Source organism: Collinsella sp. AM33-4BH (assembly GCF_003469205.1).
Classification (GTDB): Bacteria; Actinomycetota; Coriobacteriia; order Coriobacteriales; family Coriobacteriaceae; genus Collinsella.
The window spans coordinates 20,001-33,873 of record NZ_QSIN01000012.1; the positions used below are offsets into that span (position 1 = coordinate 20,001).

The 13,873-nt window shown below is 60.2% G+C and carries 10 protein-coding genes; all 10 read right to left on the minus strand.

Annotated elements, in window-relative coordinates:
* Window positions 1-89: 89 nt before the first annotated feature.
* Window positions 90-539, minus strand: a complete 450-nt coding sequence (locus DW821_RS08590) for a hypothetical protein (RefSeq protein WP_117637650.1) — start codon at window positions 537-539, stop codon at window positions 90-92.
* A gap of 270 nt (window positions 540-809) precedes the next feature.
* Window positions 810-1,769 (minus strand): 3-hydroxyacyl-CoA dehydrogenase, encoded by a 960-nt coding sequence (locus tag DW821_RS08595; protein ID WP_117756876.1) that lies wholly within the window; start codon window positions 1,767-1,769, stop codon window positions 810-812.
* 415 nt (window positions 1,770-2,184) lie between these two features.
* Window positions 2,185-6,966, minus strand: a complete 4,782-nt coding sequence (locus DW821_RS08600; RefSeq protein WP_117756875.1) for a 2-hydroxyacyl-CoA dehydratase — start codon at window positions 6,964-6,966, stop codon at window positions 2,185-2,187.
* Window positions 6,967-6,977: 11 nt separating this feature from the next.
* The gene (locus DW821_RS08605) at window positions 6,978-7,688 is read right to left on the minus strand and encodes a TetR/AcrR family transcriptional regulator (protein ID WP_040358972.1); all 711 of its coding nucleotides are present in this window, start codon (window positions 7,686-7,688) and stop codon (window positions 6,978-6,980) included.
* Window positions 7,689-7,809: 121 nt separating this feature from the next.
* The gene (locus DW821_RS08610; protein WP_117756920.1) at window positions 7,810-8,667 is read right to left on the minus strand and encodes an HAD-IIB family hydrolase; all 858 of its coding nucleotides are present in this window, start codon (window positions 8,665-8,667) and stop codon (window positions 7,810-7,812) included.
* Between the two features lie 115 nt (window positions 8,668-8,782).
* Complete coding sequence (locus DW821_RS08615; RefSeq protein ID WP_118066497.1) at window positions 8,783-10,045, minus strand: MFS transporter; 1,263 nt, start codon at window positions 10,043-10,045, stop codon at window positions 8,783-8,785.
* A 100-nt stretch (window positions 10,046-10,145) separates the two neighbouring features.
* Window positions 10,146-10,808 carry a TetR/AcrR family transcriptional regulator gene (locus DW821_RS08620; RefSeq protein WP_158549320.1) on the minus strand — a complete coding sequence of 221 codons (663 nt, stop codon included), beginning with the start codon at window positions 10,806-10,808 and terminating at the stop codon, window positions 10,146-10,148.
* A gap of 74 nt (window positions 10,809-10,882) precedes the next feature.
* Complete coding sequence (locus DW821_RS08625) at window positions 10,883-11,221, minus strand: P-II family nitrogen regulator (protein WP_117629936.1); 339 nt, start codon at window positions 11,219-11,221, stop codon at window positions 10,883-10,885.
* A gap of 156 nt (window positions 11,222-11,377) precedes the next feature.
* On the minus strand, window positions 11,378-12,655 hold the full coding sequence (locus DW821_RS08630; protein WP_118066499.1) for an ammonium transporter: 1,278 nt from the start codon (window positions 12,653-12,655) through the stop codon (window positions 11,378-11,380).
* 198 nt (window positions 12,656-12,853) lie between these two features.
* Window positions 12,854-13,873: a putative ABC transporter permease gene (locus tag DW821_RS08635; protein ID WP_233502699.1), complete on the minus strand. Its 1,020-nt coding sequence runs from the start codon at window positions 13,871-13,873 to the stop codon at window positions 12,854-12,856.

Below are 13,873 nucleotides of genomic sequence, written 5' to 3' on the forward strand. Positions count from 1 at the left end.
ACGACATGGCGCAGACGTGACGCGGGCCACGAGCAAATAGCGGGGCGCGGTCCATGGCCGCGCTCCGCTCGCTGATTTATTGCCGTGAATCATCTGTCCGCATCGACATCGCCAGACTCCACTGTAAACGCCGGACCGGTACTCACCAGATAAAAACGGGTCACCCTGGTATCTCTAAATAGGTAGAGCAAGCCCTGATCGCGTCGGCGCGAAATATACGCCACGTGGACCGCACCGAATTCTTCGCCGTTTTCCTTCTTTAATATCAGGATGTTGGGGTCATCCGTACGCTTAAACTGCCCGTCTGTGCAGATTCCGTCTTGGTCGACCAGCTGCCATCGACAGTTGTCCTCCTCAAGAAAAGCCAGGGTTTCCCGACTTGTTTCGTCATCCCGATAGTAACCATCAATGGCAAAGCCTTCGGAAACGCATTCCTGCATATAGGATGTTTCTCGATTTATAGCAAACTGCCCTGCAGCGCCCAGGAGCACAGCCAGGCAGACCACTGCGAGGGCTATCGAGATAGTACGGCGGTTCATGTCAACCAGCCCGATACTTGTTTAACGGAGTGCAAAACATACTTGGTACCTCCGGTATCATGACGAACGTCACCTACGGCCTGCCGGCAATCATATGTTTACAACATCAAACCATATGGCAACCACTCGCGAGAGGAGTATCGGCGAACGGTGCATTTTTGCGTTCTATTGGCCAAACGTCAACGCGCGCTACGGCTCTTGCTCGACCTATTCAGATCTTGTCGCATACTACCGTAGATCCCCAACGCTTCCGCCCCCAAGAGATCATTTTTAGTACGTAAAGAAGCCCTCGCCCGAGCTTTCGCCCAGCTTACCTTCGTCGAGCATCTTCTTGAGGACGGACGCCATAGCCTTAAAGTTGTAGGGCATCATCATCTTCTTGAGCAGCGGGCTCACCAAGCCCGGCACCTTCTGATACTGCATGACGATGTTGTAGGCCGTCTGGATACCCACCGTGTCGAATACGCGGAACGGGCCCTTGGGAGCGCCGGTGCCACGCGTCCATGCGAGGTCAATGCTCTTGGGGTCGCTCACGCCCGAAACGTACAGGTCAAGACCCGAAAGCAACCACGGTACCAGCATGGAGTTGAGCAGGTAGCCGTTCTTTTCCTTGTTGACGGGCAGGGCAAGCATGCGGATGTCGTTGGCGAAGTCGACGAGCTCGTCGAAGTAGCGCTTGTCGGTTTGGTCCTGTGCCATGACCTCGGTCATGTTGTTCTTCCAGATAGAGTTGGCAAAGTGCAGCGACAGGTACTTCTCGGGACGGCCGGTGTACTTGGCAAAGGTGCTCGGCAGCAGCGTGGATGAGTTGGTCACGATGACGGTCTTTTGCGGCAGAACCGGGGCGAGCTTCTTGTAGAAGTCGATCTTTGCCTGGGTGTCCTCGGCCATAGACTCGATGACCAGGTCGGCGTCGGCCACGGCCTTGGCAAGATCGAGCTCCAGCTTGAGTGTGGAGTAGGCACGCTCGACGGCGGCGAGCGCCGCTTCCTTGTCGAAGGGCTGGGTGCCATCGGCGATACCGGCGCACCACTCGCCCGTACCGTCCGCCATGCCCTCGATTGCCGCGATGTACTCCTTGCGCACGCGATCGATCTTGGGCTGGGTGCGGCCGATGCTGCCCTCGCTGCGCAGCCAAATCGTTACATCAAAGCCGCAGTAGGCAGCCTGAAAGGCAATCTGGCTTCCCAACACGCCGCCGCCGGCAACACAAACGGTCTTGTAGCTCATGGAACGGTCCTCTCTTACGTAATTCCATAGATGTGTATTTATTCAACCGTAAGGATGACGCACGCTGGGGGTGGGTTCTATAAACGGGCGGTATTTCGCGGCAAACGGCTACATATGTTCATTATCTCAGGGTTCCGAGGACAGTTTTTGGTGCCACCGAGACGTCGTTTTTGGAAGTATGCGGCAAATTCCGGAACTCTTGAGCACATCCTGGTTTTTCGCCAATAAAACCGCAGGTACAGAGCTTGGACATATCCGGTGTGCTCGGCCTATTCAGATTTTGCCGCATACTTCCGAAATCTAAGTTCGCAAAGGGTGATAGTTGGGGCATTTACGCAACATATGTCCAGCAAAAACGGGTGGTAGTCGATACGCTACCGCCCGTTTGTCTCATATCTAGCCCATAGCAGGCCAGTTACTTCTTAATGCCGCGTCCCAGACGCTCGGCGACCGACGCAACGGCTTCCTCGCTGGCCGGTCCGCAGCTCGCGCAGCCGTCGTGGGCACGCATCTGGCCAGTGACCTCGTCCATCGCGAGCGGCGCCACCTTCTCGAGCTTAAAGCCCTTACCGGCGCGCATGTTCTCCTTGGCCACGCTGATCATGAGTTTAATGCGGTTGAGCTGGTTGACCTCGGACGCACCGGGATCGTAGTCCACAGCGACGATGTTGCTCTCGGGATGCTGGCGGCGCAGCTCCTTGATCACGGCCTTGCCCACCACGTGGTTGGGCAGGCACGCAAAGGGCTGCGTGCAGATGATGTTGGGCGCACCATGGTCGATCAGGTCGAGCATCTCGGCCGTGAGCAACCAGCCCTCGCCCATGTTGTTGCACACCGAAAGCACCGTGCGGGCCTTGTCGGCCATGGCACCGATGCGCTCGGGCGCCTCAAAGCGACGGGACTTCTCGAGCATCTCTTCCACCGGCGTACGCATCCAGTCCACGAGCTTGATGAGCGCTTGCATGCCCGCACGCGTCGTGGCGGAGCTGCCCAGCTCGTCCTTCTGCAGTTCGGCGTTACTCATGGAGTAGAGGAAGAAGTCGAGCAGGCCCGGCACCACAGCCTCGCAACCCTCGCGCTCGATGACGTCGACCACGTGGTTGTTGGCCGTGGGATGGAACTTGACCAAGATCTCGCCGACCACGCCCACGCGCGGCTTGGTGCCCTCGCCCACAAGCGGCATGGTATCGAACGCGCGGATGGCCTCGCGGCACAGCTTGGTGTAGTTATGCCTGTTGAACTTGGGCGCCAGCTTGCGGGCGCGCGCCATGTACTCCTCGTAGAGTGCGTTCGCCGCACCGGGCGTTGCCTCGTACGGGCGGCAACGATAGAGCATCTGCATCATCACGTCGCCAAAGAGCACCGCGTAGACTGCCTGCTTAAGCAGCGCCGGCGTAATCTTAAAGCCGGGGTTGTCCTCGCCCAGCGCCACGGCCGAAAGCGAGATCACCGGAATCTCGGGGTGGCCGCTCTCGCGCAGGGCCTTGCGGATAAGCGCGATGTAGTTGGTGGCACGGCAGCCACCGCCGGTCTGGCTGATGACCACGGCTGTCTTGGACAGGTCGTACCGACCGCTCTCGATGGCCTCCATGATCTGACCCGTCACCAGGATCGACGGATAGCAGATGTCGTTGTTCACATAGCGCAGACCGGCCTCGACGGCATCGTGGTCAGTCGAGGGCAGCAGCTCCAGGTTGTAGCCGGCACCGCGGAACACCTCTTTGACCAGGTCAAAGTGGATCGGCGCCATCTGCGGGCACAGGATGGTGTAACCCTCCTCGCGCATCTGCTCGGTAAAGGGCACCTTGGGCCATGCGGTCGAGGCGCTCTCACGCTGCGCCTCGAACGTGTACTTGCGGCTCGCGAATGCGGGAGCATCCATGGAGGGTGCCACCGGCGCGGCGTCGCCCTGCTCGTAGGCCTCGCCCGCTGCCGTAGCCTCGGCCAAGCGCTCGGCCTCCTGGTCCTTGAGCGCCGCCATGAGCGAGCGGATGCGGATGCGCGCAGCGCCCAGGTTGGACACCTCGTCGATCTTGAGCACGGTGTAGATCTTGCCGCTGGCCTCAAGGATTTCCTGCACCTGGTCGGTGGTCAGAGCGTCCAGGCCACAGCCGAAGGAATTGAGCTGGATCAGATCCAGGTCGTTGCGCATCGTCACAAAACGGGCGACGGCATACAGGCGGCTGTGGTACATCCACTGGTCGACGACGCGAATCGGACGCTCAGGCTTTACCAGGTGCGCGAGCGAATCCTCGGTAAAGACCGCAAAGCCAAAGCTCGAGATAAGCTCGGGCAGGGCATGGTTGATCTCGGGGTCGTTATGGTAGGGGCGGCCGGCGAGCACAATGCCGTGGCCACCGTGGTCCTCGACCCACTTAAGAGCCTCCTCGCCCATGGTCTGGATGTCCTCATGGAAACGCGCATCGGCCTCAAAGGCAGCGTTGACAGCGGCATCGACCTCGGAGCGCGTGATCTTGGGCCCACGCACGCGACCGCGACCGGCTTGCGCATCGGCCACACGGTCGACGGCGAGCACCTGGTACAGACGGCGCTTGAGCTCGGTCTTGTCGTGATACGGCACAAACGGATACAGGAACTCGATGTTCTGCTCGCGGATCTCGTCGATGTTGAGTGCCAACGCCGTGGGGTAGCTCATGACGATGGGGCAGTTATAGCAGTTGCCAGCCGTCGGATCCTCCTTGCGCTCCCAGCGCACGCACGGCATCCAGATGAAGTCGACATCGCGGTCGATAAGGTTCATCACATGGCCGTGGCTCATCTTTGCCGGATAGCACACGCTCTCGGACGGCATGGACTCGATGCCCGCCTGGTAGGTCTTCTTGCTCGACTGGTCGGACAGCTGCACGCTAAAGCCCAGGCGCGTAAAGAACGCATGCCAGAAGGGGTAGTTCTCGTACATGTTGAGTGCGCGCGGGATACCCACGGTGCCGCGCGGGGCCTCGTCGGGGCTCAGCACCTCGCGGTTAAAGAGCAGCTCGTTTTTCTTTTTAAAGAGGTTAGGAGCCTCGGTTTTTTGCTTTTTGTGGCCGGCACCCTTCTCGCAGCGGTTACCGGTAATGAAACGCCTGCCGCCGCCAAAATCGTTGACGGTGAGCTGGCAGTTATTGGAGCAACGGCCGCAGCGGACGTGTTTTTGCGTCACGGTGAGGTGCGCGATGTCCTCGGCAGAAAGGATGGTCGAGGTGCCGTCGGCGCCGGCGCGGTCGCGGGCGAGCAGGGCCGCACCGTAAGCACCCATGCAGCCGGCGATGTCGGGACGCACGGCGTGCACGCCGGTGAGCTGCTCATATGCGCGCAGCGTGGCATCGGACATAAAGGTGCCACCCTGAACGATCACCTGGCTGCCGATCTCCTTGGGGTCGCGCAGCTTAATGACCTTGAACAGGGCATTCTTGATGACGGAATAGGACAGGCCGGCCGCGATGTCGCCCACCGTGGCACCTTCCTTTTGCGCCTGCTTGACGCGCGAGTTCATAAAGACCGTGCAGCGGCTGCCCAAATCGACCGGGGCCTTGGCATGGATGGCGGCATCGGCGAACGCGCGCACGTCCATGTTCATGGACACGGCGAAGCTCTCGATAAAGCTGCCGCAGCCCGATGAGCAGGCCTCGTTGAGCATAATGTGCTCGATGACGCCGTCCTTCACGCGCAGGCACTTCATGTCCTGGCCGCCGATGTCCAGGATAAACTCGACACCGGGCAGGAATGCCTTGGCGCCGCGCAGGTGCGCGACGGTCTCGATCTCGCCGGAATCGGCCTTGAGGGCCTCGATGAGCAGCGCCTCGCCGTAGCCCGTGGTGGTCACGTGGCCGATGGTGCAGCCGGCAGGGATGTGATTGTAGAAATCGGCCATGATGACCTTGGCCGTGCCCAGGATGTCGCCGTTGTTGTTGCCGTACCAGGTGTGCAACAGCTGGCCGTCCTCGCCCACGAGCGCGGCCTTCATGGTGGTGGAGCCGGCGTCGATGCCGATGAACACGCGGCCGGTGTAGCCGTCGAGCTTACCCTTGGGGACGACTTCCTGGTCGTGGCGGTTCTTGAACTCGGCAAAGTCCTCGTCGGTGGCAAAGAGCGGATCCAGGCGCTCGACCTCGGCACCCTGCGTGTCACCCAGGCTGTCGATGGCCTCGATAAGCTGCGGGAACGTGCTGAGCTTGTTGGACTCGTGCGCCATGGCAGCGCCGCTCGCCACAAACAGGTGGGCGTTTTGGGGCACAATGCGGTGCTCCTCGTCCAGGTTGAGCGTGAGGTAGAAGCGGTGGCGCAACTCGGAGAGATACTGCAGCGGGCCGCCCAGGAAGGCGACGTTGCCGCGAATGGGACGGCCGCACGCCAGGCCCGAGATGGTCTGGGTCACGACGGCCTGGAAGATGGAAGCGGCGACGTCCTCGGGGCGGGCGCCCTCGTTGAGGAGCGGCTGCACGTCGGTCTTGGCAAAGACGCCGCAACGGCTGGCGATGGGATAGATGGTGGTGGCGTTGGCCGCGAGCTCGTTGAGGCCGCTCGCGTCGGTGTGCAGCAGAGTGGCCATCTGATCGATGAACGCGCCCGTGCCGCCGGCGCAGGTGCCGTTCATGCGCTGCTCGATGCCGTTGTCAAAGTAGATGATCTTGGCGTCCTCACCGCCCAGCTCGATGGCGACATCGGTGGCCGGGATAAGGGTCTCGACGGCGCGTTTGCTGGCGATGACCTCCTGGACAAACTCCAAGTCGAGCCACTGGGACAGCAGCAGACCGCCCGAGCCGGTGATGGCGCAGGTCATCTGGGCCGTCGGCAGCACAGTCGCGGCGCCCTCGAACAGATCGCGGGCGCAGGCACGGACGTCGGTGTGGTGGCGCTGGTACTTGGCGTAGACGATCTGGTTGTCATCGTTGAGCACGGCAAGCTTGACGGTGGTGGAGCCCACGTCGATGCCCAGGTGCAGGTTGCCGCGGGCGGCCTCGGAGTTGAAAATCGCGCCTTCGGGGGCGTGGGCGGCGGCCACGGGCTCAGCGGCGGTGGCGAGCTCGCTAGCGATGGACGTCTCCCCTGCCGCGTTCTTGGCATCGGCAACTGCCTCGGCAACTTTCTCGGCAGCCGCGGTCGCGGCCTTCTGCGCGGCGTCCACCACGGCGGGCGCGGCCTCGCGTGCGGCAGCGACCATACGATCCTTGATGCCCTCGACGAGTTTGCTCATTGTCTCTCCTCTTAGTTGTTGGACTCGACGGTTGCGGCGGTGTCGGCCGCGTCCTCGAGCTGCAAGTTCAATAGCTTCATGCCGTATTCCGGCACGTTGATATCGATGGGTTGGCCATACAGGTCACCAGGACGAACAAAAGCGAGCACCGTCATAATGCGCGCCATGGCCTCGGGCGATTCGGTGAGCCCACGCTCAAACCAGCGCTGAATCATGCCAACCTCGGCGCTCACGACGTAGGTGACGTAGTAGTCAAAGAACGTGCCCAGCGCCAGGCCCAAAATGCCCGTCTGCGCACGCGGCACCACAGCCTCACGCGCGGTGTCGATGATCCTTTTAATGAAGGCCTGGTCGCCGCCCGGACCCAGCAGCGCACCGATTAAGTCGCGGTTGGCCGCAAGATAACGCAGCAGCTCAACCGAACCGGGCGCCGGCTCGAGCTCGTCGATATTGTGATAGAGATCGGGCAGCTGAGCTGCGGTGATGAGCTCAATGCGCTCACGGATCTCGGCCAGCAAGCCGTCCTCGATTTGATTGATAAAGTCGGGGATATCGCGGTAGTGCGAATAGAACGTGCGGCGCGTAAGGCCAGCGCGCTCGGTGAGCGACGCGACATTAATGCGCGAAAGGTCGCCGCTTTCGGCAAGCTCGCTGGCAAGTGCCTGGCGAAGGGCACGCTGCGAGCGAAGGGACCGGCGATCGCATTTCTCGAGCTGGGACAAGCGTCCTCCTTGTTACTCAGCCTGTGCGCTATTGCACAGTGCGAGTATTATTGCACACCGTGTGTACCAACACGTAAAGGCAATATTTGGAATGTGACGAGGGGGCAGTCCCTTTGTCACATTATTCGATGATGGTGCGGGAGCTCTGCTTATGCATGGTGGCGAGCATGTGTTTGGGGACGGCGTGGACCATGCAGCTGCCGATAGTTGCGCTCGCGGCGACCTTGGCTGCATCGCTAGCGTTTTTGGTCGCGTAGCTGTGGCGGAAACGCTTGAGCATGGCGATGTCGTTTCCGCCGTCGCCATAAACCGCGACCTCGTCCTCGGCAATGCCGTGGTAGCCCGCCAGCCAGGCCACACTCTCGCCCTTGTTACACGCCACGTCCGTGATCTCGAACATCACCGGATCGAACGGCGCGTTGACCACACGGTCCGAGCGCTCGGCAAGATACGCCTTAAGGTCGCGCTCCAGCTCGGGCGAGGTCACGCGACAATTGATCTTGCATACATCGTGGCGCAGGATGTCACCGATCGACTGGTCGAAATACTGCTCCTCGTGATACCCGCCGCGCGCACGCATGCCGCGCATCACAATACGCTTGATGGGGCTGTCCTTTTTAAAGCCCGCCTGATGCATCTCGAACGAACCGCTCGAAAACATGCCATCGGGCGTGGAGCAATCAAAGCAAATGTCCGGGAACGCCTTGAGCAGTTCCTCAGTGACCTGCGGGTCGATGGTCCAAGTCTTGAGCACCTCGCCATGGCTGTCGCGCACGATGGATCCATTGGAGCAGCAGGCGTCAAGCGCCAAGCCCGTAAAGCCATGCTCGCCGATCGGCAACGTCGAGCGTCCAGTCGCGGGAACCACGTGCAGGCCAGCCTCAGTCAGCTCGCGAATGGCGCGGCGGATGGTCCCATCCGCCTCGTGCAGGGCGTTCAGCAGCGTTCCGTCTAAGTCACTCGCGAACATCTTGATCATGGACATGCCTCTCCTTCGTCTGCCCGATATTGTAGACGAAGGAGAGGCATGTCCAAACAATGCCGTCCCGGCGCGGCGTACCACCGCCTTCACAAATTCACGGTGCCCCAGCGCGTTAAGACAATCGCCGCAATCGATTTTTCAGCCGATAAAACAGAGCCGTCGTCAACGTCAGCACCGCCAACATGGCTGCGAATACAATCGCCGGTGTCCATCGATCATATGCAACCCCGTACGTCAATTGGCCGATAGGCGTTGCGCAGGAAAGGACCATGTAAACGACCGAAAGCACTTTTCCGCAGAGCTCAGTCGGCGCTACCCGCTGAACAAACGCGGTGATTTCAACCGACGTAATGCTCGCCCACACCATGACCCATGCCGAACCAACCGCAAACACGGTGAACACGCATACATCTACGCCGAACAGCAGCGTAACAATAATCGGCGCGACTCCAAAACAGATCATCGCAACATATCGGCATATGCCATTGAAAGAAAAACGATGCGGCCAAATGCCGACCAAGCCACTGCCGGTAAGACCACCCAGGCCCAGAGCAACCTCAACTATCCCAACGCAGGACGATTGCATACCGAGATGCTTTGTAACAATAATGGGAGCGCCAATCGTTAGCCCAACCAACGCAAGGTTCAAAACTGCCGCAAGCAAAATCACAGCGACCAATGATGCATTTTGCAACAGATACCGAATCGACTCCCGAAAATCGTTTCGGCATGTCGTGCGAGTCGCGCCGTCTCTCATCGTTTCAGATGAGGCGTTTTGCTTGAGTGCGACCCCAAACAAGAGAGCTGAAATCGCAAACGCCACCGACGCGGTTGTGCAAAGAGCATCGATGCCAAAGCACCCATAGACTGCCGTCCCGACCACAGGACCCAAGATATTGCTCACCATGGTCATCTGCGAAACCAATGCAGTGGCCCGCTCAACCTTCTCTTCACCCGCCATACGCACCGTCTCAATTTGGAGCATTGGCTTTAGCAGCGATTGAACACCATATTGAACACAAAGTATCGCTACTACGACGACCGCAAGAGGCAACGAGCGCTTCATGGGGATAGACAGCAGTGATGCAGTCATCAGAGCAATGCCGAGGGACACGAGGACCTCGCGGTGTCTTCCCCGATCCGCTAAGATCCCACCAGCCGGAGTTGCGAGTACGCCGGGTATGAACGCCGTCGCCACGACGGCGCCATATAACGTTGACGATCCACTGCAATCGAACAAGTAAAGTGGATACGCAAAGCACAGCGCCGACAGCATCGAATACGTGCACAGCTGCGCAACCAGAAGTTCCGCGAGCCTGATTGACCGCACTGTTTTTGATTTCAACGAGACGCCGACGTCTCTCAGCCCAGCCATAAGCCCACCCCCTATACATACCACTAGTATGTATTTAATGACTTGAAAAGGGCAGCCGTGGCTACCCTCACAAATCAATTACATACCGTTGGTATCTATATTACCACCCGGCGCGGTCCCATACGTCCCAAATCTGCGCCGTTGTCTGAAGCACTTCATTACCCAAATCGAGCCCCACCGCGGCAGCCATCTGCGCCAAACATTGTGCGCGAGCGAGCATTCGCTCCTTGGGCTCGAGCGGACGGAACAATGGCAGCAGCCAAAGATTCGCCAACAACGATACGGCCTCCGCCGCTTCGCGCGGGCATTCGCACGCAATGGAGCCGTCGGCGATGCCCTCCTCGATCACTGGCAAGAGACAGCCATCGGCCGACTCGTCAAATGAGCCCTGGTACTGCATCGCCAGTAGGCGCGAGCTTTTTACCGGATCTGCTGCAGGACGCATACGTGCCCATAGCTCAATTTGTGGAACAACGGACTCGGGAGCGTACAGTCGCTTGAGCTTTTGGGCTCCGGTCATATTACCGACGCCAAGCATCGAGCGGCGGTGCTCAACAATCGGAGTCATCGCCCGATCAAACGCGGCGTTGAAAATCTCTTCTTTGCTCTTGAAGTGATGATAGACAGCGCCCTTGGTCATGCCGTCGAGACGGTCAACGATATCTTGAATACTCGTCCCCTCATAACCCTGTGCGCAGAATAGCTCCAGTGCCGCGTCGAGAATCTTCGCGACCGTCTCCTCGGGATATTTATTGCGACCCATAATCCGCCCATCCGCAACGCAAGTCTTGTGCCTCATTGCAGCATTTTAACGTTGCGGATGGCAGACGGTCGATTCTACACCGCGGCCGGGCCGTGTTCGCCGGTGCGAATGCGGATGACTTCTTCGACCGGCTCGACCCAAATCTTGCCGTCGCCGACGGCACCGGTGCGAGCGGCGTTGCAGATAATGTCAACGATACCGTCGACATGCTCGTCGGCGCAGATGAGGGTGAACTGCACCTTGGGGATCGTGTTGACGAGCAGCTCGTTGCCGCGCACGTATTCCTTCCAGCCATGCTGCGCGCCGCAGCCCTGCACCTGGTTGATGGTCATGCCGCGAACATCAGCCGCAAACAGCGCATCTTTGAGAACCTCAAGCTTCTCGGCACGAACAATCGCTGTAATCTTCTTCATAGTGAATTCCTCTCTTCAATAAAAGAAATTGATTTACCTTCACATGGCACGGGTTTTCCAGGTGCCCGAGATTGCCCCGAAAGAGGAGCGCCGCGTACTTCGGTACGCAAGCGACGGTTTGAGGGGCAAGGTCGGGTGCCTGGGAAACCCGTGCCGCTAATCGAGTCCCGAGAAGGAAGGGTATGCGCTCTCGCCGTGCTGACTCGCATCCAGGCCCAGCGCCTCGTCGGCCTCGTCCACACGCAGGCTGCCGTGGAACAGTGCCTTGACCACCGCGGCGATCACCAAGTCGAGCACCAGCACAATAACGACCGTCACCACAATGCCCAGAACCTGCGAGACAAGCAGCGACACGTCGCCCGTGTAGAACAGGCCGCCCTTACCGGTCCACGAGAGCTCCGGCACGCAGAACAGGCCCGTGAGCACACCGCCCAAGATGCCGCCGATACCGTGGCAACCGAACGCGTCGAGCGCATCGTCGTAGCCAAACTTGGTCTTAAGATGGCTGATGGCCAGGTAACAGACGGGCGAGACGATCAGGCCCATGACCAGCGCTGCCCACGGCTCGACAAAGCCCGCACCCGGCGTGACCACCACAAGGCCCGCAACCAGACCGGTGCTGGCACCCACCAGCGTGGGGCGACCGGTGTGCACGCGCTCGACGACAAGCCACGAGACCATGCCCGCCGCGCTGGCCGTCACGGTGTTGAGGATGGCGAGTGCCGCCACGGCGTCGGCCTTAAACTCGCTGCCGCCGTTAAAGCCAAACCAACCAAACCAAAGTAGACCGGCGCCCAGCGCCACAAACGGCACGTTATGCGGACGGTAGCTCACCATGCCAAAGCCGCGACGACGGCCGAGCATTAAGCAGAGAATCAGGCCCGTGAGACCGGACGAAATGTGTACCACGTCGCCGCCGGCAAAGTCGAGCGCGCCGATGATGTCGCCGATAAAGGAACCATCGCCGCCCCAAACCATGTGGGCGAGCGGCGCATAGACCACGAGCAGCCAAATGCCCAGGAAGGCCGTCATGGCACCAAACTTAACGCGGCCTGCCAGACTGCCCGTAACGATAGCGGCGGTGATCATGGCAAACGCCATCTGGAAGGCGATGTTGATGATCTGAGGGTAGACGGCACCATCCGCAGCATTGCCCTCGGCCGCCTGCAGCACCTGGTTGAGCACCGGCAGGCACAGCAACTGGTCAAAGCCGCCAATAAACGGGCTAGAACCGTCGCCACCGTAGGCCAGCGACCAGCCGGCAACAATCCACAGCACACCAACCAGGCCAATGGCGCCAAAGCACATAAGCATGGTGTTGATGACATTTTTGCGCCTGGACAGGCCGCCATAGAAAAACGCCAGACCCGGTGTCATTAAAAACACGAGCATGGTGCAGATGAGCATAAACGTTGTCGATCCCGTATCGTACATTCGCTCCCCCTTGGTCGCATGAACGTTGTCGGCGCTCATGATGCGGCCGAGGGGCAACTGGTGTAGACCAGATACGGCGTTGTTAAACGCTGCGTTGTCGAATGGAAACGGCACCGCAATCTTGGAAACGGCGCGGCAACGGACGCGAAACGAACGGGAAACGTGCGAACGAGAAGGGCTCGCTTGGCTCCGCTCTGGCTAGCGCCGGAACAGCTCGCGGGCTCGGTCGCGGAGGTCGGTAGCTCGAATGACACCCTCGTAACGATTGATGCGCAGACGCGGGAAGGCGTTAAAGAAGCGTAGGTCGCGGCGGCTGAGTGACACGCTCGGTACCGGGCGGCTCATGCGCTTGCCGGCAAGGCGACGACCGAGCGACGGACGCGGCATACTCGGCGCGGCATCGGCCACGCGGCGGGCAGCGAGCGCCAGGCCGCGAGCACCATCCGAGATAAACGTCGGCATCGAAGTCTTCTCGCGCAGGGCATCGAGCGCCGCGTCGCCCAGCTCGGCCAGCCAAGCGTTAACGGCGCGACCGCGGATATGCGTCTGCGCCACCGAGTCAATCGCCGAATCGGGAATACGTTCGAGCATAGAGTCGGAGGCGTCGGCAAGCGACTCATTGATGCGGTCGGCAAGGTCGGCACGCACACGCTCAAGCTGATCGGACAGACGCCGCCAGCTCGCCAACGAGCACACCGCATCGACCATCATCGCGACCGCGACGATAAAGGCGGCCAAGCGCACGATTAGCACCGGCAGATGGCCAAGCAGCCCCAGCAATGCCGGCTCCACTAAACGGCAAATACACAACGCACCCAAGCCAAACGCGCAGGCCCAGTACAGGCAGATGCGTCCGTGCAGGTTAAACGGCAGATGCGAGTAATCCCAAAACCGGGCACCCGTCGTTTTTTCCAACAGCACGCCCACGCTATATTCGATCACGCTGCATACGAGCGCGGCAGCGACAAACTGGCTCGAGGCGTCTGGGATTCCACGCAGCAGCAACCAGCACGCAATGCCGCCCGCACCGTAGATGGGACAGCACGGCCCTAGCAAAAAGCCGCTGTTGGCAAAGCGTCCGTGGTTGAGCATGGCGCAGACTGTCGACTCCCATACCCAGCCGCAAAAACCGTAGAAGGCAAACGAGAGTACCAGCGCCGAGAGCGGACAGGCGGCAAGCGTCGCGCCGTCAAATGCCATGTCGATCGCGGTTCCCAC